The sequence below is a fragment of the Flavobacterium procerum genome, assembly GCF_042431625.1.
Classification (GTDB): Bacteria; Bacteroidota; Bacteroidia; order Flavobacteriales; family Flavobacteriaceae; genus Flavobacterium; species Flavobacterium procerum.
In genome coordinates this window covers 642,120-664,516 of record NZ_JBHLYW010000007.1, presented here as the reverse complement: position 1 = coordinate 664,516, position 22,397 = coordinate 642,120, and the positions used below count along the sequence as shown (strand labels likewise).

At 34.2% G+C, this 22,397-nt stretch carries 23 protein-coding genes; 13 read left to right on the top strand and 10 right to left on the bottom strand.

Annotated elements, in window-relative coordinates:
- Positions 1–152: 152 nt before the first annotated feature.
- From ACFFLS_RS08560 to ACFFLS_RS08550, 3 genes are all read right to left on the bottom strand, one after another.
- On the bottom strand, positions 153–536 hold the full coding sequence (locus tag ACFFLS_RS08560; RefSeq protein WP_379686136.1) for a DUF3037 domain-containing protein: 384 nt from the start codon (positions 534–536) through the stop codon (positions 153–155).
- Positions 526–1,305 (bottom strand): HipA family kinase, encoded by a 780-nt coding sequence (locus ACFFLS_RS08555; RefSeq protein ID WP_379686134.1) that lies wholly within the window; start codon positions 1,303–1,305, stop codon positions 526–528. Before ACFFLS_RS08555 ends, ACFFLS_RS08560 begins: the two co-directional genes overlap by 11 nt.
- A gap of 193 nt (positions 1,306–1,498) precedes the next feature.
- A complete protein-coding gene (locus tag ACFFLS_RS08550; protein ID WP_379686133.1) occupies positions 1,499–2,344 on the bottom strand; it encodes an NAD(P)H-hydrate dehydratase in 846 nt (281 codons plus the stop codon).
- Positions 2,345–2,885: 541 nt separating this feature from the next.
- Here ACFFLS_RS08550 and gcvT point away from each other — a divergent pair.
- The 7 genes from gcvT (at position 2,886) to ACFFLS_RS08515 (ending at position 10,116) form a co-directional block, all read left to right on the top strand.
- Positions 2,886–3,968, top strand: a complete 1,083-nt coding sequence (gene gcvT, locus ACFFLS_RS08545) for a glycine cleavage system aminomethyltransferase GcvT (RefSeq protein WP_379686131.1) — start codon at positions 2,886–2,888, stop codon at positions 3,966–3,968.
- A gap of 187 nt (positions 3,969–4,155) precedes the next feature.
- On the top strand, positions 4,156–6,186 hold the full coding sequence (locus ACFFLS_RS08540; protein ID WP_379686130.1) for a S41 family peptidase: 2,031 nt from the start codon (positions 4,156–4,158) through the stop codon (positions 6,184–6,186).
- A gap of 245 nt (positions 6,187–6,431) precedes the next feature.
- Positions 6,432–7,145: a YebC/PmpR family DNA-binding transcriptional regulator gene (locus ACFFLS_RS08535; RefSeq protein WP_026729302.1), complete on the top strand. Its 714-nt coding sequence runs from the start codon at positions 6,432–6,434 to the stop codon at positions 7,143–7,145.
- A gap of 161 nt (positions 7,146–7,306) precedes the next feature.
- Complete coding sequence (locus ACFFLS_RS08530; protein WP_379686128.1) at positions 7,307–7,723, top strand: hypothetical protein; 417 nt, start codon at positions 7,307–7,309, stop codon at positions 7,721–7,723.
- A gap of 207 nt (positions 7,724–7,930) precedes the next feature.
- Entirely contained in the window at positions 7,931–9,253 is a 1,323-nt protein-coding gene (locus ACFFLS_RS08525) for an endonuclease V (RefSeq protein ID WP_379686127.1), read from the top strand.
- Positions 9,254–9,285: 32 nt separating this feature from the next.
- Positions 9,286–9,705, top strand: coding sequence for an SMI1/KNR4 family protein (locus tag ACFFLS_RS08520; protein ID WP_379686126.1), 420 nt, complete (start codon positions 9,286–9,288; stop codon positions 9,703–9,705).
- Positions 9,706–9,744: 39 nt separating this feature from the next.
- Positions 9,745–10,116: a hypothetical protein gene (locus tag ACFFLS_RS08515; protein WP_379686124.1), complete on the top strand. Its 372-nt coding sequence runs from the start codon at positions 9,745–9,747 to the stop codon at positions 10,114–10,116.
- Between the two features lie 5 nt (positions 10,117–10,121).
- Here the strand turns inward: ACFFLS_RS08515 and ACFFLS_RS08510 are convergent, their stop codons facing one another.
- Positions 10,122–10,904, bottom strand: a complete 783-nt coding sequence (locus tag ACFFLS_RS08510; RefSeq protein WP_379686122.1) for a LamG domain-containing protein — start codon at positions 10,902–10,904, stop codon at positions 10,122–10,124.
- A 426-nt stretch (positions 10,905–11,330) separates the two neighbouring features.
- On the opposite strand from ACFFLS_RS08510, the gene ACFFLS_RS08505 reads away from it, so the two are divergent.
- Positions 11,331–11,810 carry a hypothetical protein gene (locus ACFFLS_RS08505; RefSeq protein WP_379686121.1) on the top strand — a complete coding sequence of 160 codons (480 nt, stop codon included), beginning with the start codon at positions 11,331–11,333 and terminating at the stop codon, positions 11,808–11,810.
- Between the two features lie 93 nt (positions 11,811–11,903).
- On the opposite strand, the gene ACFFLS_RS08500 is transcribed toward ACFFLS_RS08505, so the two are convergent.
- The 3 genes from ACFFLS_RS08500 to ACFFLS_RS08490 all read right to left on the bottom strand — a co-directional run bounded on the left by ACFFLS_RS08500 (position 11,904) and on the right by ACFFLS_RS08490 (position 16,401).
- Positions 11,904–12,797: a LamG-like jellyroll fold domain-containing protein gene (locus ACFFLS_RS08500; protein ID WP_379686120.1), complete on the bottom strand. Its 894-nt coding sequence runs from the start codon at positions 12,795–12,797 to the stop codon at positions 11,904–11,906.
- 355 nt (positions 12,798–13,152) lie between these two features.
- The gene (capA, locus tag ACFFLS_RS08495) at positions 13,153–14,193 is read right to left on the bottom strand and encodes a cysteate synthase (protein WP_135220240.1); all 1,041 of its coding nucleotides are present in this window, start codon (positions 14,191–14,193) and stop codon (positions 13,153–13,155) included.
- A gap of 72 nt (positions 14,194–14,265) precedes the next feature.
- The gene (locus tag ACFFLS_RS08490; RefSeq protein ID WP_379686117.1) at positions 14,266–16,401 is read right to left on the bottom strand and encodes a S9 family peptidase; all 2,136 of its coding nucleotides are present in this window, start codon (positions 16,399–16,401) and stop codon (positions 14,266–14,268) included.
- A gap of 69 nt (positions 16,402–16,470) precedes the next feature.
- Here ACFFLS_RS08490 and ACFFLS_RS08485 point away from each other — a divergent pair, with 69 nt between their 5' ends.
- Positions 16,471–16,791 (top strand): YbaB/EbfC family nucleoid-associated protein, encoded by a 321-nt coding sequence (locus ACFFLS_RS08485; protein ID WP_379689289.1) that lies wholly within the window; start codon positions 16,471–16,473, stop codon positions 16,789–16,791.
- Between the two features lie 116 nt (positions 16,792–16,907).
- Here ACFFLS_RS08485 and ACFFLS_RS08480 read toward each other — a convergent pair whose 3' ends face one another.
- Positions 16,908–17,927 (bottom strand): threonine aldolase family protein, encoded by a 1,020-nt coding sequence (locus ACFFLS_RS08480; RefSeq protein WP_379686114.1) that lies wholly within the window; start codon positions 17,925–17,927, stop codon positions 16,908–16,910.
- A 152-nt stretch (positions 17,928–18,079) separates the two neighbouring features.
- Here ACFFLS_RS08480 and prfB point away from each other — a divergent pair.
- The 4 genes from prfB (at position 18,080) to lpxD (ending at position 21,821) form a co-directional block, all read left to right on the top strand.
- Positions 18,080–19,178 (top strand): peptide chain release factor 2 gene (prfB, locus tag ACFFLS_RS08475; protein ID WP_379686112.1). Its coding sequence is split into 2 segments (ribosomal slippage): positions 18,080–18,142 and positions 18,144–19,178, totalling 1,098 coding nucleotides; the frame shifts between segments, so codons are not numbered across the junction.
- The gene (locus ACFFLS_RS08470; RefSeq protein WP_379686111.1) at positions 19,179–20,033 is read left to right on the top strand and encodes a hypothetical protein; all 855 of its coding nucleotides are present in this window, start codon (positions 19,179–19,181) and stop codon (positions 20,031–20,033) included.
- A 29-nt stretch (positions 20,034–20,062) separates the two neighbouring features.
- Entirely contained in the window at positions 20,063–20,509 is a 447-nt protein-coding gene (msrB, locus tag ACFFLS_RS08465) for a peptide-methionine (R)-S-oxide reductase MsrB (RefSeq protein WP_379686109.1), read from the top strand.
- 313 nt (positions 20,510–20,822) lie between these two features.
- On the top strand, positions 20,823–21,821 hold the full coding sequence (gene lpxD, locus ACFFLS_RS08460) for a UDP-3-O-(3-hydroxymyristoyl)glucosamine N-acyltransferase (protein WP_379686107.1): 999 nt from the start codon (positions 20,823–20,825) through the stop codon (positions 21,819–21,821).
- Positions 21,822–21,875: 54 nt separating this feature from the next.
- Here lpxD and ACFFLS_RS08455 read toward each other — a convergent pair whose 3' ends face one another.
- Positions 21,876–22,082 (bottom strand): hypothetical protein, encoded by a 207-nt coding sequence (locus ACFFLS_RS08455; protein ID WP_379686106.1) that lies wholly within the window; start codon positions 22,080–22,082, stop codon positions 21,876–21,878.
- Between the two features lie 10 nt (positions 22,083–22,092).
- The gene (locus ACFFLS_RS08450) at positions 22,093–22,395 is read right to left on the bottom strand and encodes a DUF3817 domain-containing protein (protein ID WP_379686105.1); all 303 of its coding nucleotides are present in this window, start codon (positions 22,393–22,395) and stop codon (positions 22,093–22,095) included.
- Positions 22,396–22,397: the final 2 nt, after the last annotated feature.

The following is a 22,397-nucleotide window of genomic DNA, read 5'->3' as shown; positions in this document are numbered from 1 at the left end:
AGTTCGTGGTTTTTTATTTTGTTTTTTTGCCGCGAAGGCACAAAGTTTTTATTTAATCTCGCAAAGCCACAGAGACGCAAAGTTTTGTTTTTCTTTGCGCCTTCGCGACTTTGCGAGATTATTTTTAAGCTAAATCTCAAATTATCTTATAATTAAAGTACTAGCTCCTCAAACAAACGATCGATCGTTTTCTCCAAATCCTGACACAAACCCGGATGCGGTCTTGAGGTTTGTATTGCAGAACTTCTAATGGCTGTTAACCAGCGAAAACGCTCCGGAATCTCAAATTCGGCAATTGGACCACCGTCTTTGGCTCCGTTGGCTATTTTTACTAATGAGGTCAGATTACATTCTAATTGCTCAATGTCAAAATCGGCAGAAAGGGCTTGAATCCTTTCTTTATTAAGATGAAAAAGTACTTTTATAAACTTCGCTCTTTTGCAAAACAAAATGATTCCAATATTTAGGAATTCTTCGCGTTCTACCCTTGGCACAACCCGAATCACAGCATATTCGTATAAGTGATTATCTTGCATTTTGAGCTTGATTTACAAATATTTCTGAATTTTCTAACCTTGTCTTTAAAAACTGCAAATACACATTTCGTAATGCTTCCGGCGTTTCTTCGGCGTCTTCCCATTGTAACCAATCCTGTGGAATTGTATTAACAATTTCTTCTAAAATTTCAGGAGTTAGAATCGCTTTAAATTCGGCATCAACTTCTTTTAAAAGTGAAGCCTGAGGCAGTAAAACGTGATCTTTTATCAAGGCAAACGGACTTTTGGCATGCTGTTCCCAATTGTTCCAAGAATGGTGAAAATATAGACACGCTCCATGATCGATCAGCCATAATTCTTTATGCCAGATCAGCATATTGGTATTTTTGAATGTTCGGTCTACGTTTGTGATATAAGCGTCCAGCCAAACAATCTGCGAAGCCAATTTGGCATCTACAGTAGTTACAGCAGGATCAAAAGTAATGGCACCTGATAAAAAGTGAAGCGCCAGATTTAATCCTTGACTTCCTTGAAGTAAATCCTGAATTTCTTCATCGGCTTCGGTTCTTCCAAAAGCTTCGTCTAGATTGGCGAAAACCAATTCTGGTAATTGCAGTTTTAAAGCTTTTGCGATTTGTCCGCCTACTAATTCGGCTATTAGCGCTTTTACGCCGTGGCCGGCGCCTCTGAATTTTAATACGTATTTAAAGTCGTCATCGGCTTCTGCTAAAGCGGGTAAAGAACCGCCTTCACGCAATGGCGTTATATAACGCATGACGTTTACTGTTCTAAGATCGAAGTTTTTCATGTTACAAACTTAATGATTTTAACCGCAAAGAGCGCAAAGGTTATCGCAAAGAACGCAAGGATTGTTTTACATGATAGAGAATTTGCTCGCAAAGACGCAGAGTCGCAAAGAATATAAAAACTTTGCGACTCTGCGTCTTTGCGAGATTAAAAAACTTTGCGAACCTAGCGTAAATTCCTGGCGCTCTTTGCGGTTAAACTAAACTCAAAAAAGCTTTTCCTAAATACTTAATAATTGTAGAGGCCGTAAAAGATTCGTAACCTGTTTTGGGCAAAGCGAGATCTGCTGTTAATCCATGTAGATAAACTCCCATTTTGGAGGCGTATTTGGGTTCGTAGCCTTGCGCCAAAAGACTGGTTAGAATTCCGGTTAAGGTGTCCCCGCTTCCTGCTGTGGCGAGTGCTGCGTTTCCTGTGGTGTTTTCGTAAACTGAAGTTCTATTGATGATAAATGTTGGAGCACCTTTCATAACCACAATGACTTTGTATTTTTCTGAAAAGGCAATTGTTTTTTGAAATTTCTCGGATTCTGAATTCCATTTGCCAATTAGGCGTTCTAATTCTTTTGGATGAGGTGTTAGTATTGTGTCTTCTGGAACTAATTCTAACCATGATAAATTCTGAGATATAATGTTTAATGCATCGGCATCAAGAACTAAAGGGACTTTATTGGTTCTCAAAAATTCAAATAGTGCTTTTTGTGTTCCGAGTTCCTGCCCTAATCCTGGTCCGATTCCGATGGCTTGAGGAATTAATGATAGATGAATGTTGGTAATGAAATTGGTATTTTCATCAGTAACCGTCATTACTTCTGGAATCGAAATTTGAAGAATTTGATAACCGCATTTTGGAATAAAAGATGTTACCAATCCGCATCCTGATTTTAGGCAGGATTTTGAAGCTAAAACTGCTGCTCCTATTTTTCCGTAGCTTCCCGCAATAATCACAGCGTGGCCTTGTATTCCTTTGTGTGCGTGCGGGTTTACGGGTTTGTAAATTTTTAAGATTTCTTCTTTTGTGATTAAATAGGGAAACTTCATCTGGCTTCTTTTAGTTGTTGCGGTTAATTTTTAAACACATAGTCCCGAAGCTTCGGGATAGTTTTATTTTGCGTGTAAAGGCATTTCACTTGTTTAATCACTATAGACTTGAAATCTATAGGTTTGATTGAAAGACTTAAAGTCTACAAGGTTGTAAAACCTAATTTCAACCACAAATTGCACAAATTTTCGCAAATTAATTTGTGTGAATTTGTGCAATTTGCGGTTAAAAAACTTTTCTGAAAGCATGATTTTACAATAAAATTACATAAAAAATTGAAATCATGAATCTATCTTTTGAACGGTCAGCCCTAGCCCAGATTGAAGTGAAAAGCCCGGAGTAAAAAAAGCGAAAGTTTCTTGTTCTAAAAAAGCGACCAACGGAAGCTCTTTTTGGAACATTAGAAACTTTCGCTTTTTTTGCGAGGACTTGCAACGGAAAGCTGGAATAGCTCCTAATTATTGCGAAATTTATAATTTAAGGTATTCGAAATCGATATTTTTTGAATAGATTTGCAGAACAATTTTATAAAACAACACAATGAAAAATACTGCGCTTACGCACATACATGAAGGTTTAGGAGCAAAAATGCTTCCTTTTGCTGGTTATAACATGCCTATTACTTATGAAGGGGTTAATGCTGAACATGAAACGGTTCGTAATAGTGTGGGCGTTTTTGACGTTTCGCATATGGGTGAATTTTTGCTGACGGGTCCAAATGCTTTGGCTCTGATTCAGAAAGTGACTTCAAATGATGCTTCGACTTTGACAATTGGAAGAGCGCAATATTCTTGTCTTCCTAATAATGAAGGCGGAATTGTGGATGATTTGATTATTTATAAAATGAAAGAAGAGCAGTATTTACTGGTTGTAAATGCTTCTAATATTGAAAAAGACTGGAACTGGATTTCGTCTCACAATGATTTGGGTGTCGAAATGAGAAACTTGTCTGATGATTATTCTTTACTGGCAATTCAGGGGCCAAAAGCGGTTGAAGCTATGCAGTCTTTGACTTCTGTTGATTTGTCTGCTATTGCTTACTACCATTTTGAAGTGGGTGATTTTGCTGGAATTGAGCATGTAATTATTTCAGCTACTGGTTATACTGGTTCTGGAGGATTTGAAATTTACTGTAAAAATGATGAGGTAGAACAGGTTTGGAATAAAGTTTTTGAGGCTGGAGCTTCTTACGGAATTAAGCCAATTGGTCTTGCAGCTCGTGATACTTTACGTTTAGAAATGGGATTCTGTTTGTACGGAAATGATATTAACGATACGACTTCTCCGCTTGAAGCTGGTTTAGGATGGATTACAAAATTCACTAAAGATTTTACTAATTCTGAAGCACTTAAAAAGCAAAAAGAAGCTGGAGTTACTAGAAAACTGGTTGCTTTTGAAATGCAGGAGCGCGCGGTGCCAAGACACGATTACGAAATTGTGGATGGGTCTGGAGCTGTAATTGGAATTGTAACTTCAGGAACTATGTCGCCTTCTATGAATAAAGGGATTGGTTTAGGTTATGTTACGGTAGCAAACAGTGCTGTTGACAGCGATATTTTTATTAGAATTAGAAAAAATGATGTTCCTGCAAAAGTGGTAAAACTGCCTTTTTACAAGAAATAATTTTTTCTCAAAATTTATATAATGCGTTGTAATTGAATTGCAACGCATTTTTTTTGCCTTAACAAACAAATAAAGCATCATTTTTGTGAGATTTTTAGTTAAATTCCTGTAAGATTTTTTAGAAATAATATAAACCGATATCGAAAATTTAGCGTAACTTTAATTGTCGATGTCCATATATATTTTTATGAAAAAAATTTTGTTGCTGTTTTTACTTGTTACTTCTCCTCTATTCAGTCAGAATAGCGATGGAGCATGTGTGATGTTGAATAAGATAAATAGTGTAATTCAGCTCGAGCATTTAAAACCAAAAGCGGTAGATGATAGTTTGTCTGTTTTTGTTTTTGACAACTTATTAAACGAACTGGATCCGTCTCGCAACATCTTTTTTAAGAGTGAATACGACGAGATGGTAACAAAGTACAGATTGAATCTCGACGATTTAATCCTGAAAAATGATTGTAGCTTCTTAAACGATATTACTTCAAAATATAGAGTTGGACTAAAAAGAACTAAAGAACTGCTCGAAAAATTGCAGTCTGTTCCTTTTGATTATTCCCAAAAAGATACTATTCGTTTTTATAAAAAATCATTTGCCTTTTATCTCAAAAAAGAGGATCTGGAAAAAGTGTGGCGAAAAAAAATACGCTACCAAATTTTGGATGATATAGCCGAAAGCAGTGAAAATCTTGATTCGCTAAAAGCCAATTTCGCCTCTATTGAAGCCAAATCAAAAAAAATGATTTTGTCTAACGAAATCTGTCGCATCAGTACGCTGTTAGAAACCAAAACGAATCAGGAAGAGAATCTTTATAATTTTTTCTGCACTTATTTTGATCCACATACTGCCTATTTTAGTGATGATTCGAAATCAAGTTTTGTAGCTTCACTCTCAAAAGAGCATTTGTCGTTGGGAATGACAGTCAATCTTAATGAAAAAAATGAAATCATCGTTCATGAAATCGACCCAAAAGGCCCGGCTTACCAAACGGGACAGATTAAAAAAGGTGATCAGATAATTTCTGTTTCAAATCATAAAGAAACACTACAGGTTTCCTGCGCTTCTTTGGAATCGATTTCGACCATGATTTTATCTGAAGCCAACAAAAGCCTTATTCTTACGCTAAAGCGAAATTCGGGTAAAAACTTTGATGTTTACATTGAAAAGCAGGTTATGAAAGACGAAGAAAACTCGGTTTTCAGTTTTATTATCGGAAAAGAAAGTAAAATCGGCTACATCAAAATTCCGAGTTTTTATGCAGATTTAGACGGAAACACTCGTAAAGGCTGTGCCGATGACGTAGCTAGAGAAATTATAAAATTAGAACGTGATGAAATTAAAGGTCTTGTTATCGACCTGATTGATAACGGCGGCGGTTCTATGGAAGAAGCTATAAGACTTGCCGGAATGTTTGTAGATTACGGACCTCTTTCTATCGTGGTAGACGGTAAAAAAAATAGATCTGTTATCAACGATCCGTATCGTGGTATGATTTACAAAGGACCTATTGTAGTTCTAATAAACAGCAATACAGCATCGGCCAGCGAGTTTTTTGCTTCGATTATGCAGGATTACAATCGTGCTTTGCTTGTTGGAAGCAATACGCTCGGAAAAGCAACGATGCAAACCATTCTTTCGCTTGACGAAGAAAAAAACACCGATTTCCTCAAAATCACTATTAATAAATTTTATAGAGTTACTGGCAAAAGCCATCAATATGTTGGGGTTACGCCAGATGTTGTACTTCCTGAATTTTACGAAGATATTTATCAGAAAGAAAATGATTTTCCAACTGCCGTTAAAAATGACAGCATTCAGCCTGCCTTAAAATACAGACCTTATTTTAAGAGATCTTTGATTGATAAAATTGCTAAAAACAGCTCTGCAAGGCTTGCCGATAATTACTTTTTCAACAATATCCGCAAAATAAACCTGAAGATTGATCAGTTGGTAAATGTTCCAAAATCGGAGATTCCGATGACGTTAGACGCTGTTTTCAATCAAAAGAAAAACATCAGTTCCCTTTGGACGGAAATTAATACTTTCAATGATGAAAACAATCCGTTGGATGTTTACAATTCGACTGTAAATCAATACCTTCTTGGCACTTTTCCAACAGATAAAACAATCAATCAATACCAAATGGATAATCTTAAAACAAATCCATACCTCAACGAAGCTGTAAATATCATCAATGAATTTAATGGCGGTAAGTAGGGTTGGTTTTGTTTCGAGTTTCAGGTTTAATCGCAAGGTTCGCAATGATTTTATACGATTTTTTGCAAACCTTTCGTCGATTAACGTAGAACTTTAAAAAAACTTTGCGCACTTTGCGGTTAAATTCAACACAAGCCATTCAACTCGAAACTCGAAACTTGAAACCTGAAACAAAAAAGAGCAATTTTGTTTTTGAAGAAATAAGGAATAACTGTATTTTTGCATCACAAAACTAAAAATTAGAAATGGGAAGAGCATTCGAATTTAGAAAAGGACGAAAAATGAAACGTTGGTCTGCAATGGCCAAAACTTTTACCAGAATTGGTAAAGATATCGTAATGGCTGTAAAAGAAGGCGGTCCTAACCCTGACGCAAATTCTAGATTAAGAGCTGTTATACAAAATGCGAAAGCTGCCAACATGCCAAAAGACAATGTGGAGCGCGCAATTAAAAACGCAAGCAACAAAGACACTGCAAACTATAAAGAAATTCTTTTTGAAGGATACGCTCCTCACGGAATTGCAATTTTGATTGAAACTGCTTCTGACAACAACAACAGAACAGTTGCAAACATTAGAAGTTACTTTAACAAATGCAACGGAACAATGGGAACTCAGGGTTCTGTTGAGTTTATGTTTGATCATACATGTAATTTCAGAATTGCAAACAATGGTCTTGATGCGGAAGAATTAGAGTTAGAATTAATTGATTTTGGTGCTGAAGAGGTTTTTGAAGACGAAGACGGAATCTTAATCTACGCTCCTTTTGGAAGTTTTGGTGCTTTACAAAAAGAATTAGAAAACAGAGGTCTTGAAATTTTATCTTCTGGTTTCGAACGTATTCCGCAAATCACAAAAGAATTGACCGAAGCTCAAATCGCTGACGTTGAAAAACTAATCGAGAAAATCGAAGAAGATGATGACGTAATGAACGTTTATCATACTATGAAAGAAGAGTAATTTTTTCTTTTACAATATTTTAAAGCTTCAGATTTTTCTGAAGCTTTTTTTATGCTCAGTTTTTAATGTTTTTATTTCACACAGATTTTGTTAATTGAAAAGATTGAAAAAACTGCCTCTTCTTTAAATTACTGTATATTTACGCTTGTAAATAATCATTTATGAAAGTAATTATATTCCACTTTTTTGTACTGCTTGCCTTTTTAATGTTTATGAAAAGAACTGTAGGATTGTTTTACAGTAGAGAAAAAACACTTGGAACAGGTGTAATATACGACCACAACACTTATAAACGTGGTTCTAACTCTGCAACAACTCATAATTACTTCATTATTGCTAAAGATGGAACAAAATTTAACGATAATGGCAACAGTGATACTGCTTATTATGGTTTTAGGATAGGTGATACGGTTGTATTTAGAAAACTTTTTAACGGAAACACCGTAAGGATGCTGCAACGCAACGGCAAAGAAGTCCGAAATTATTATGGATTTGTTGATTATGCTAGCCCGATTTCTGCTCTTTTTATAATTCTTTGTTATACTGTTTTTCCAAAACTCCTAAAAAAGCTTCAGTAATCAAATAAACTGCTATATTTGCTTTAATCAAAAAACAAATTAATTTAAAATACCATGCAAACATCAAAAATCACAAGATTTGCTGTTATTCTTCTTGTAATCTTATTCGTTGTAATAAGTGTACTAAGTTAAATGGCCAAACAATAGAAAATGACCTTCTGAGTTACTATCTTAGAAGGTTTTTTTATTTCACAAACACACCAATAAATGGATTCTGAAAGCACAAAACATTCCCCATCTAAAAGCAACCTTAGCTTTATTGCAGCTAATTCAAATTATGGTACTTATCATAATGGAAAACGTTTTACTGGAGTTAAAGAAAGTTTTCCTCCAAAAGACTATAAATATATCCGGGAAACTTATGTAGATGGAAAACGGCATGGGGTAAGATTTACGCTTTGGAAAAATTCTTATAGTATTTATGTTTACACCTATAATGAATGTAGATATGCCTTTAAAATTCAGAGAAGAAACTCTCAAGAATCCAATTTTGAAGTGAGTACTGTCTATGATTGGGATACCTTAGACTTAATAATAGATTATAAAATTGTTGAAGATGGAAGAAAACGCCATCAAGAATCATTTTATTTTGATAGAGAAGACTTAGATTATGATAAAAAAATAAAAGAAAGTTCTGAAATTCTACAGCTTTATCTAGAAAACAGAGAAACCTTTTATCAATTAGGTTTGTTTGCACATTCTTATTCAAATTCAAATAATCCTTTTAATCTAACCAAAGAATTAAATGAAGCACGAATTGGCAAGTCACTATACGCTTACCTCATCCAAGAAAGCATGAATGAATTATTGGGCCATACCGTTGCAGATGAATTTATGGAAAAGTACGTTCTTGAAAACGAAATTGCTAAAAAAATCATCAACGAAGACCAAATTCAATATCTAATAAAATATATTGCCGGCGTTAGTGTGGCGTACAACGATATAAATCAAAAAATGGTTACGGCTATAGTCGTACTGGATGTAGAAACGAAAGAAATTGTAGACCAAGCATTTTCTGAATCAGAAGATATTACCATACATATTCCTGATTTATTTGCTTATAATGAAGTCCCTTTAGTAATAAAAGCTTTCGAAAAACTAACTATAAAACCTCAGTTATTTTTTTGTGACGGACATGGCATCGAACATCCTAAAAATGTTGGACTAGCAACTATTTTAGGCATCGAGCTAGATATTCCCGCAATTGGTTGTCCACAAAAAAGATTAGTCGGTTATTATAAAAAATCGAGTTTAGAAACTCATAGAGGAGCTACTGAAGAATTATGGTTTGATGATCAAATTGTAGGCAAAGCATTAAGAACTCAGGAAAACAATAATCCTTTATATGTTTCTATTGGTCATAAAATAAGTTTAGACACTGCAATTGAATGGGTTTTAAAAACCACACAAAATACAACGTTACCTATTGTCATAAGCGAAGCTATTAAGATTACAGAAGAAATAATGCCTGAAAGAGTTCGATATGATTTTCTGGACGACAGAGAAAATATAAATGGAATAATCCTATAGCTAAAACCGAAATTTTAATCCGCTACATTACAATGAGTTTTGAAAAAGAATTAAGCCATCTTCTAATTATGGAAGAGAAAGATAATATCCATAGTGAGAGAAAAAAGGCTACTGCTGCAGAAATCACAATCCTTAAAAACCGCTATCCTACTCTTCCTGAGGAATATTTTGATTATCTGCTTGAAATCGGTTCTGGAACTATTCTCGAATCTCAATTCAAGGTAATGAGCAATTTATTCGATTTTACTGATTTAGGATTGGAAGATGTTTACTATTTACCAGAATCTATCCAATTTTTTGGAGATAATTTCTCAGGAGATTTTGCCGGTTTTGATCTTTTACAACATAAAAACGAAGTTGTGGAATTTTGGTATGACTCGAACGAAATTTATCATACAGGCAAAACTTTCAGGCAATACATCCGTGAAAAAATGCTTTTATTTAACCTTTAATATTTTTCCATCATCACAAAAAAACTATTCTACTGATTTATGAAACGAATTAATCCTGAAGAAATCACAGCGAACTTAAGCGAAGAGCAATTAGAAATTTTAGCCGAAATGATGGGTGAAAAACCAACCTCAAAAGAATGGCTTGAATGCCACAAAAAACTCGATGGTGCCCAATTATTTCTAATTCATCAAAAACGAATCGACTTAATCCAAAGAAAAGAACAGGAACGTTTAGATGCCATGACCAATGAAGAAAGACAGGCAGAGGATGAAAAATGGAAAATATGGTACGAAAATTTAAGCCCTAACCATTTTCACGGAAACATGGGAGAACCTGAAACATTAAATGATTACAAAAACCGATATGGAGTTTATCCGTCAGGTTACGATAAAAATGGAAATAAAATATAACCTATTTATCTCTTTCCAGAAGTAACCTTAATCAAATAATTTCCTTCTGGCAAATCACCAATATTCGCTCCATTAGTATCCATTATTTTTTTGCCATCCAGAAAAACCTCTATGTTTTTTCCTACTTTAGCATCAGCAGGAACCGGAGCTGCTTTTTTAGCTGCTGTGGCTACAACTGGAGGCTTCGAACTTTTATAAGCTTCAAAAACCTGCTCATCTGTCATGGCAACACTATACAATCTAAGATCATCAATATCTGCATTAATACTTGTTGCTGTATTAAGTTTTCCTAAACTTAAAATATAACCTTTTGCAGATCGCTCAATGCCATCTACCGTCTTCAACAATTCGCCATTACGATAAATCTTCGAAACATTTCCATCATAAGTAACACTGTACATATACCAGATTTCTTTTACAAGTGGCACAGAAACTACAATATTGTTGGCATCTCCCCACCCAACAAGACTTAAATCAGAATTACCACCAGATACCGGTTGCTGTATCAATGCAAAATATTGTCCGTTTGTTGGTGTACCGTAATTAAAGATATAATTGGCTGTATTGACAGCATTGAATTTAACCCATACAGAAATTGTCTTAGGCTTATTGCCCTGCGGAAGTTCTCCCACAACAGCTTGATACGCTTTATTGAGCCTTAAAGCACTTTTAGGGCTTCCCATTCTGTCATTTACAAAAAGTGGCGTTCCTAAAAATGAAATTGTATTATCTGCACTATTTAAACTTCCATTAAAAGTAAATTCCTGCACAGGGTTTTGTGCATTCATATTTAAAAAATTAACAAACATTAAAAGGAGTAATACTTTTTTCATATTTAAAAGTTCTTAAGACAGTATTTATTTGGTTCTAAATCTAAATGAGCAAAAACTACTAAAACTGATGCTTTAGATCAGTTACATTTTCTAATATTTTACGAAATTTTGTTAAAACTATAATTTTAATTCAACACAAACAAGCACTTCTTACAAAAAAATATATTATTCTCACATAAATAAAGAATATTAACATGTCAAAAATATCACTATCAGCCATTTATAAAATTTCTCAAATCACAGCGATTTCAAAAAATCACAATGACATTTTTACAAAGCTTTGCATCTATCTTATTTAAATAAAATTATTTTATATTAGAATTTTCTAATCAAACCTATTTTCCTTTTGAGCAATAGAATGAATTAAAAATAAATTAAATCATGAGAACACTTTGCCTAATTTTAATCTTTCTCGGAATCATGATATTTGGTATCGAAATAGCAAATGATTTTAGTAAAACTAAAGTCTTTTACGCTTCTTTTAATCCACAGCGTTATTTTTATAAAGATGATTTAGAAGTAGAAGAAAAAATACCACCAATGAGCAGTAACAGCAATAAAACGCATTGGTTATTTTATGGAATATGTACATCTGATAAATTAAAAAGCAGTGTTGCAATTTCGATGAATATTATTGAAGACCGCAATTTCAACATCAATAAAATTCCTATTTGGAGAATAAGCATCATTAAGGATGAAGTCATCTACAGAAGACAGAATAATATATTAAATAGTCCATTCTCTTATGAAATGCGTAACTATTGGATTACCCCACTGCTTATTTTATCTGTAATTCCTGCTCTATTTTATTACTTAGCTATTTTAAAAAGCGGTAGAAAAGCAAACAAAAAAACCTCCTGAACATAAATATCAGAAGGCTTTCTTCACTATTCAAAAAATTTAATAGTTGTTAAACAACCTAAAAACTAACTAATAAACTAACCCAATCTTTTATCACTTGGAAGTTATTTTTTTGACTGGAGAATTCGTAATTTTTAAAAGATAAGTTCCCTCCGGAAGATCGCTAATGTTCATCGCATTGCTTCCTTTTATTTTCTCTCCTTGAGAGTAAACTTCTATTTTTTTTGCAACACCAGTATCACTTGCTACTATAACTTTATCGTATTTGCTATTTTGAGCCGTTTCATTTTTAACGGCTTGCTTATCTGTTTCAGAAACTTCAGATGCATCTGGTTTAGAACTTTCGTAAAGCTCTTCAATTTGTTCGGAAGTCAGCGCTACATTATAAATTTGTAAATCATCTACATCGGCATTAATTCCGACGATCGTATTAAGCTCGCCTAACCTAAAGATATTTCCTTTAGTATAGCGTTTCATCCCTTCTAAATACTTTAATAATTTTCCGTTTTTAAATATTTTAGAAGTCATGCCTTCATATGTAATGACGTAATTATACCAGATAGCTTTTTCAATCGGAGCACCAACAGTCACATCATTAGAGACACCCCAAGAAACCAAACTCAAATTCGAAGATTCTGTTGTAGTTCCCTGTTGTAATAAACCGCAATATTGCTCATCAAAAGCACTGCCATAACCCCAAACATAATTGACATTTGTAATATCAGTAAACTTAACCCAAATACTGATTGTTCTTGCACCGTTTTCTTGTGGCAAATTGTCGATTACGGCTTCGAGAGCTTTATTAGACAATCTTTGGGCTCCATTTATATTTCCTGCACGGTCTTCAACAAAATTGCCAGTTCCCATAAACGAGATTGTATTGCTCGTATTATTTAATGTACCATTAAAATTAAATTCCTCAATTGGTGCCTGTGCATTAAGATTTAAATAACTTACAAACAGCAATGTAAGTAATTTTTTTTTCATGATAGTAGATTTTAGGAAGAAATAACATCCGTTATTTGTATCGCTAAACTATTAGATTAGCACATTGATTGAAAATTTTTCCGACAACTGACCAAAAAAACCGTTAAAATCACCAAAAATGATGATTCAAATCTCAAACATTAATTTCACAATCTCACAAATACTATTAAAAAGATAAATTTAATTCATCGTATTTATTAAATTCCTACGTATAAATACGGTATTCACAAATATCCTTTATTGAGATTTTCAGACTGACATCTGAAAATTTGAATTTGGAACATCAAACATTTACAAAAAAAAAACTCCATTCACAATTGTGAATGGAGTAGGTTTATTTTAAAGAGTAAAAAATTTACTTTACAAATTCAATTTTTTGGGCTTCTTCTTCATTAATACTATCAAAGAATCCTTGTTCATTCATCCAGTCGTCGCTGAATACTTTGCTCATGTAACGAGAACCGTGATCTGGGAAGATTGCAATGATGTTGCTATCTTTTGTAAATTCTCCTTCTTCTGCATATTGCTTAATGGCTTGCATTACAGCTCCAGAAGTATATCCAACAAATAAGCCTTCTTTTCTAGTGATTTCTCTTGCAGAGTGCGCACTTTCTTCGTCGGTTACTTTCATGAATTTATCAATAATATCGAAATCTGTAGCTGACGGAATCAAGTTTTTACCCAAACCTTCTATACGATAAGGATATATTTCTTTGCTGTCAAACTCTTTTGTTTCGTGGTATTTTTTTAGCACTGAACCAAAAGCATCAACTCCGAGAATTCTAATATTTGGATTTTTTTCTTTTAAGAATTTTGCAGTTCCAGAGATAGTTCCTCCTGTTCCGCTACAGGCAATTAAATGAGTAATCTGCCCTTTTGTCTGTTCCCATATTTCGGGTCCGGTAGTGTTGTAGTGAGCATCAATATTCAACTGATTGAAGTATTGATTAATGTAGACTGATCCTTTTGTTTCTTCGTGCAGACGTTTTGCTACATTATAATATGATCTTTCATCATCTGCAGATACATGAGCCGGACAGACATATACTTTGGCTCCTAAACTTCGCAGCATGTCAATCTTATCTTTCGATGATTTTGAACTTACTGCTAAAATACAATTGTAACCTTTAATAATGCTTACCATCGCCAAACTAAAACCGGTATTTCCGGAAGTAGTTTCTATAATGGTATCTCCCGGAGAAAGGATTCCTTTTTTCTCAGCTTCTTCAATAATATATAATGCTATTCTATCTTTTGAGGAATGACCTGGATTAAAAGCTTCTACCTTCGCGTAGAAATTCCCTTCTAACTCTTCGGTGATTTTATTTAGTTTAATAAGCGGGGTATTACCTATTAACTCTAAAACATTATTATAAGCGGTTATTTCTTCTTTCATAAAAAAATAGTTAATCAAAGGCCTTTTTTAAATTAACCTTGACAAGTTGCAAATTTAACAAAAAATTTCAAACTAGCTTTTAATTTTTTCTAAATCTAATAAAAAACTAAATTCTTTTGCTAAGTCTTTCAAAGCCTCAAAACGTCCTGAAGCCCCGCCATGTCCAGCGTCCATATTGGTATCTAAAAACAAAAGATTATCATTGGTTTTTATCTCCCTCAACTTTGCCACCCATTTTGCCGGCTCCCAATACTGTACCTGCGAATCGTGCAATCCCGTTGATACGTACATATTTGGATATTTTTGCGCTTTTACATTATCGTAAGGTGAATACGACAACATATAATCGTAATATTTTTTATTATTCGGGTTCCCCCATTCGTCATACTCTCCAGTTGTAAGCGGAATACTGTCATCCAGCATTGTGGTAATTACGTCTACAAAAGGCACCTGAGCGATAACGCCATTATATAATTCTGGAGCCTCATTTACAATAACTCCCATTAACAGACCTCCAGCAGAACCTCCTTCAGCATATAAATGTTCTGGAGAAGTAATTTTTTGGTCTATCACAAATTTAGAGCAATCGATGAAATCTGTAAAGGTATTTTTCTTTTTTAACAGTTTTCCGTCCTCATACCATTGCCTTCCTAAATCTTCTCCTCCTCTGATATGCGCTATGGCATAAACAAATCCGCGGTCTAAGAGCGACAATCTTGTCGAAGAGAAATAAGTATCCATTGTTATCCCATAAGATCCGTAAGCATAAAGCAATAATGGATTTTGGCCATTTTTCTCTAGACCTTTCTTGTAAATAATCGAAATTGGCACTTTTACGCCATCTCTTGCTGTTGCCCAAATTCTTTCTTCTACATAATTATTTTTATCAAACTTTCCACCCAAAACCTGCTGTTCTTTCAGGATTTCCTTGGCTTGAGTCTTCATATTAAAATCAATTATAGAAGAAGGTGTCGCCAATGATTGGTAGCTGTAACGCAAAATATCGGTATCAAAATCTACGTTTGTAGTTGTGTAGGCATTGTAAGTCTCACTACCAAAAGGAAGATAATAATCTGGCTCGCCGTTCCAAGGCATAATTCTGATGTGATTCAAACCGTTTGAGCGCTCTTCTACAACTAAATAGTTTTTGAATATTTCAATATCTTCCAATAAAACATCTTCTCGATGGGGAATAAGATCGACCCAATTTTTCTTTCCTGTTTTATTCTCAGGAGTTTTCATCAGTTTAAAGTTCGTCGCCTTATCTTTATTCGTTAAAATATAAAACGAATCTTCGTAATGCGAAATGCTGTATTCTAGTCCGCGTACACGAGGCTGAAAAATAGCAAATTCACCATCAGGCTCATCCGATTTCAAGATTCTGTATTCTGTAGTAAGCGTGCTCGAAGAACCGATTACGATATATTTTCTTGATTTTTCCTTGCTTACCGAAACATTAAAAGTATCGTCTGTTTCGTCATAAACCAAAATATCTTTTGTAGCGTCTGTATTCAATTTATGCTTAAAAACCTTATCTGCTCTAAGCGTCACTTCATCCTGTCTTACATAAAAGATGGTTTTATTGTCATTTGCCCATACAGAAGCTCCTGTAACATTTTGAATTTTATCTGCTAAGATTTCGCCAGTTTCAAGATTTTTTACTTGAATGGTATAAATTCTTCTTCCGACAATATCGACACCAAAACTTGCAAATTTGTTATCTGGACTAATGCTTAAACCTCCCAATTTAAAATAAGCATGCCCTACAGCCATTTGGTTGCAGTCAAACAAAATTTCTTCATCTGCAGAGAGACTTCCTTTTTTTCTGGCAAAAATTGGATAATCCTGCCCTTTTTCAAAACGTGTAATGTAGTAGTAACCGTTGTAAAAGTACGGAACAGAAGAATCATCTTCTTTTATCCTTGCTTTCATTTCCTCGTACAGATTATCTTTCAGTTGTTTTGTATGAGAGGTCATCTTCTCATAATATTCGTTTTCCTGATTAAGATAATTGATTACCTCAGAATTTTCCCGATCATTAAGCCAAAAGTAATTGTCTACTCGAGTCTCTTTATGTTTTTTTAGTGCTTTTGGAATTATTTTAGCCTTTGGGGCCGTTATATCATTTTGCATTGATTGAGCATTAATTTTTAAATACGAAGACGCAAAAATAGTACAAACGCAACAGAACGGAATTAATTTTTTCATAAAATATTCTATTGAATTAACACAGCAATATACTAATTTTGTCTGAAATAATTTAAAAAAGAGCAAAAAATGGATTTAATGGGAATGATGGGCAAACTTAAAGAAACCCAACAAAAAATTGAAGATACAAAAAAACGCTTAGATACTGTTTTGATAGACGAACAAAGTGCTGACGGATTATTAAAAGTGACTATTACTGCCAGCAGAAAAATAAAATCAATTTCTGTTGATGATTCTTTATTGGAAGACAAAGAACAATTAGAAGACTATTTGATTATAACTCTCAACAAAGCAATTGAAAAAGCGACAAATGTTAACGAAAGAGAATTAGACGCCGTTGCAAGAATGGATATGCCGTCTATTCCTGGAATGGATAATTTGTTTAAATAAAAAGAAACAAAGACTCAGAGGAACAAAGGGACAAAGGTTTACTACATAATTGTAACCCTCTGTCCCTTTTTTCTAATCCTTTGTTGCTCTGAACCTCTGCCTCTTTGAACCTTTGCCTAAAATTTCGAAAGCGTATCAATTACATAAGTATGCATAACTTCCTTGTAATCTAAATGTGTTACAATTCTAAGTTTGTTATGCCCAAGTGAACTGATTAAAATATTTTTCTGTTTTAATTTCTCTATCAATAATTGGTCGCTGTAGCCTTCTGCAAGCGAAAAAATCAGAATATTTGTTTCTACGGGTTCAATTGAAGCAATCCATGGTTTTGTACTTAACACTTTTGCAATTTCTTTTGCTCTGCGATGATCTTCTGCCAGCCTTTCGATATTATGAGCCAAAGCATACAATCCTGCAGCAGCTAAATACCCAACCTGACGCATTCCACCGCCCAATATCTTCCTGATTCTCAACGCTCTGCAAATATCAGCTTTACTTCCAAGAAGTACCGAACCAATCGGAGCGCCCAAACCTTTGGACAAACAAACTGAAATCGTGTCGAAAATTGCTCCAAACTCTTTCGGATTTTGTCTTTTCGCAACCAAAGCATTCCAGATTCTAGCGCCATCTAAATGAAATTTCAAATTATGGGCATCACAAACCTTTTTTATTTCTCGTAGATTTTCTAATTCGTAACAAGCGCCACCACCTTTATTTGTTGTATTTTCTACACAAACCAAACTGGTAAGCGGGCTATGATAAAATTCAGGATCGTTTACTGCCGCTGCGACCTGAGCAGCGTTTATCATTCCTCTATGACCGTCTAAAAGGCAACAAGAAACTCCGCTGTTAAACGAAACTCCTCCTCCTTCATAATGATAAACATGGGCATATTTGTCTGCTATTAATTGTTCTCCCGGCTGTGTATGAAGTTTTATTGCCGTTTGATTCGCCATAGTTCCAGACGGAAAAAAAAGTCCGGCTTCCATACCAAAAAACTCAGCCGTTCTATTTTCTAATTCAATCACCGTTGGGTCTTGTTTATACACATCGTCGCCGACATGAGCGTTAAACATATACTGAAGCATTTCGTAAGTAGGCTTGGTAATGGTATCGCTGATTAAATTTATTTCCATATTCTAAAAACTATATCTTATTTTTGTAAAGCAAAATTACGTATTACTCATAGTTATTTTCAGCAAGTTTGACTAAATTTTAACTCGCAGATTTCTATAGACCAAATTAACGTAATAATTATAAAAAACTTATAAAAACTTATTATTAATTTATGACAACAGCCGAACAAGTAAAAGGTATTGTGGAGCGCCTTGGTGCGTTGAGGAGGTATCTTTGACGTCGATGCCAAGCTAATCGAAATTGCAAACGAAGAAGAAAAAACTTTTGCACCAGACTTCTGGAACAATCCAAAAGAAGCTGAACTTATTGTAAAAAATCTTCGAAACAAGAAAAAATGGATTGAAGATTATGACAAAGCTGTTTCCCTAACAGATGAATTGCAACTTGCTTATGATTTTTACAAAGAAGGAGAACTTTCTGTAGAAGAATTGGACGAGCAATACAATGGAGCACAATCGCATATTGAAAACATTGAATTCAAAAACATGCTTTCTGATGAAGGTGACAGTTTAAGCGCAGTAGTTCAGATTACAGCTGGAGCCGGAGGAACAGAAAGTTGCGACTGGGCCGGAATGCTCATGCGTATGTACATGATGTGGGGCGAAAGTTATGGCTACAAAATAAAAGAACTTAACTTTCAGGAGGGAGATGTTGCCGGAATCAAAACGGTAACTTTAGAGTTTGAAGGCGATTATTCTTTTGGCTATCTAAAAGGAGAAAACGGAGTTCACCGCTTGGTTCGAATTTCGCCTTTTGACAGTAATGCCAAACGTCATACATCGTTCGTTTCTGTTTATGTATATCCGCTGGTAGATGATAGTATCGAAATTGATATTAATCCAGCCGATATTGAGATTACAACTTCTCGTTCTAGTGGTGCGGGAGGACAGAACGTAAACAAGGTGGAAACTAAAGTTCAGTTAGTGCACAAACCGACCGGAATTCAGATTCAATGTTCTGAAACACGTTCCCAGCAAGACAACAGACAGCGCGCCATGCAGATGTTGCGTTCTCAATTGTATGAAATTGAATTGAAAAAACAGCAAGCACAACGTGCTGATATTGAAGCTGGAAAAATGAAAATCGAATGGGGTTCGCAGATTCGAAATTACGTAATGCAACCTTATAAATTAGTAAAAGACGTTCGAACTGGCTATGAAACAAGCGATGTAGACGGCGTAATGAACGGAAATATTGATGCTTTTCTAAAAGCCTATCTAATGATGATGGGACAAAAAGAAGAAGAATAAATGAACAAATATCTCAAAGGTTGTTTAACATTGATTGCCATTGGCGTTGTATTATCGGCATTGCTAATTGGATGGTTCTTTTGGTCATCAAGTAACCGCAGAAAACAAGCTGAAATTGATGGAATCGCATTCTCAAAAGAATGCGATTCTATCAAATCTATTACTGAACAACCAGAAATTGAGTTTGTAAAATTCAAAAAAAATGAAATTAGTGTTATTAAATTTCAAATTCTGAGAGATGGGAAATTTATCCAGGACACCATCATTAAAAATGGGTTCAAGAAAAAAAATGCTAGTACTGAATACAGCACTATTGCTATTCCTTACAAAACCTTTTTAAAAACCGATACAATTGTAGTTACAACACAAAACAAATTACATTATTACATTTCAGGTTACGGTCATTATGCTTATCTTCATTATGGAATGACAGGTTATCTCGGAAGTCATGATTGCAGATTTAATGATAACCCAACCATCAATAATGACGTTTTTTATAGCGCAGTACTAATTAGAGAACGTGGATGGATAAATCCAGAAATATCAAAACACATCAAAAGAATAAATGCTTCTGACAGTATTGAATATTATGGTTTTGCCAAAAAATGCAAGATTAAAATTGAAGATGCAAATCGTATCCTTAAAGAAAAAAGAAAAAATCAGGTTTTTAGAAGCACCTCAATAGATGGCATTGAAGTAGGGCCAAAAAATAGCTACTACTTATTTGGCGAAGAAACAGAATCTGGAACACTTCCAAATGATTTGGTTCCTAGAAATCTTAAACATTATGTGGTCAAAATAAATTGTAAAACTGGAGAATATAAACGTTATAAAAATTATCCTTTTGACAATTAAACTTTTCGTATTTACTAAAAAATTAAGTTATGATAAAATGGGCAGATGTAATTCATTTTACAAATAAAGGAAATCCAGCTCCTGAAAAGAGAGTGGAAAAAACGGAGGAAGAGTGGAAACAAATCTTAACTCCGGAAGAATTTCAGGTAACGCGATTAAAAGGAACTGAAAGATCTTTCAGCTCAGAAATGTGCAGTTTATTTGATCCAGGAATTTATGATTGTAAATGTTGCGGAACGGTTCTTTTTGATGCGAGAGAAAAATTCGAATCGGGAACTGGCTGGCCGTCTTTTACACAACCAATCAAAGAAAACGCTATCGCTTACCATGCCGACAGATCCCACGGAATGGTTCGTGTTGAAGTGGTATGCAATGTCTGTGATGCACATTTGGGACACATTTTTCCTGACGGGCCTCCTCCAAGCGGTTTACGTTATTGCATTAATGCAGTCTCATTATCAAAAAGCAAAGAATAATTTTCAAAGCGATTCATTAAAAGTGAATCGCTTTTTTATTTCAATAAAATAAAAAATGTAGACGGTCATATAACTATTAAATTATTTATTTTTCACTTATTCCTTATTTAGTTGATATTTACTTAAAAACTAAGTCACAGCCATTCAACGCAATAAAAAAAATTAAGAAAATTAATACTTTAAATGTTATTTTTATAAAAACCATATATTTATTTTAAACATTTATTAAGAAACAAGAGAATTTAATTAGGTAATTAAAATCTAATTCATTTTATTTGGCAAAAAATAACCCTAAGTCGATTAAAATTTGTCAATGAGATCCTATTCAATTCAAGAAATTAATGAAGTTATTAATGGCGTAATTTACGGTAACACTTCCCAAAGCATTACTGCAACAGAACAATTAGAAAAAGCATCAAGATCAGAGATTTCTTTTATAGGAAACAAAAAATACGAAAAATACTGGTCGACATCCAATGCTTCCATTGCCGTCGTAAACGAAGACATTTCAATTGAACCTGGAGAAGATCGCGCTTTTATAAAAGTAAAAAATGCCGATTTGGCCATGTCACAAATCCTTGCTCTTTTTGCTCCGCCTACACCAATCTTTCATAATAATATTCACAGAACAGCTACTATAGACGAAACTGCTATAATTGGCGAAGGCACTAAAATTGGTGCTGGTTGTTATATTGGACCAAAAGTTGAAATTGGAGCTAATACGATAATTTATCCTAACGTAACTATTCTAGACCAATGTACAATTGGTAAAAATACTATTATCTGGTCTGGGACAGTAATTCGTGAGCGTTGCCATATTGGAAACGATTGTATCATTCACCCAAACGCAACAATTGGAGCAGATGGTTTCGGATTTCGTCCTTGTACTGAAAAAGGATTGGTTAAGATTCCGCAAATTGGAAATGTCATTATTGGAAACGGAGTAGAAATTGGAGCAAATTCATGTGTTGACCGTGGAAAATTCAGTTCAACAATTTTAGGTGACGGTTGTAAAATCGATAATTTAGTTCAAATTGGCCATAATAGTAAACTAGGAAAGTTTTGCATTATGGCTGGAAATAGTGGTTTAGCTGGTTCTGTAACTTTAGGTAATGGCGTTATTATCGGCGGAAGTGCTTCCATAAAAGATCATACTACTATTGGAGACGGAGCTGTAATTGGCGCAGGATCTGGCGTTACTGGAGATGTTCCTGCAGGAAAAACAATGCTGGGTTATCCGGCTGTTGAAGCTCGTGATGCTCTTAAACAATGGGCAATCTTAAAAAGAATGGTTTGCTCTTCAAAAAAATAATTTACTTATAATTCATATAAAAAAAACATCCGCTTTTACGGATGTTTTTTGTTTTTATAACGCTTCACATTCAAAGCCAATTACTTTCATTAAGAAAATCACCTTTTCCATAATATCATCTTTACATTCAAATCTTAGTATATTATCACAATCTTCTAAATCAAAATTCCATTTTGAATTCGGAAATAATCGATTCAATTTAGGAGTTACTTTCTTTACTTTCGAAATGTTGTCAACATTTGTTTTGAATACAAAAATCATTAGCCTAATTTTAAATTTTACTTAAGATTTTAGAATCAATATAAAAAGTTCCAAACGGAATTACACACGCCAAAAGCACTTTCCACGTTGTATCTTTAAATTTCCAGTTCTGCTCTACTCCTACGCTTATTGTATTGAAAATAAAAAGCAGAAATAATGCACCATGAATTGTTCCGATAGGTCTTGTCAAAAAAGGCATTTCAAAAATATATTTCATAGGCATTGCTATAAAAAGCAAAATTAAAAGCGTTGCTCCTTCTAAGAATCCAATAATTCTCAGTCTTCCAATATTGGTCTGTACTAAATTTTTCATAA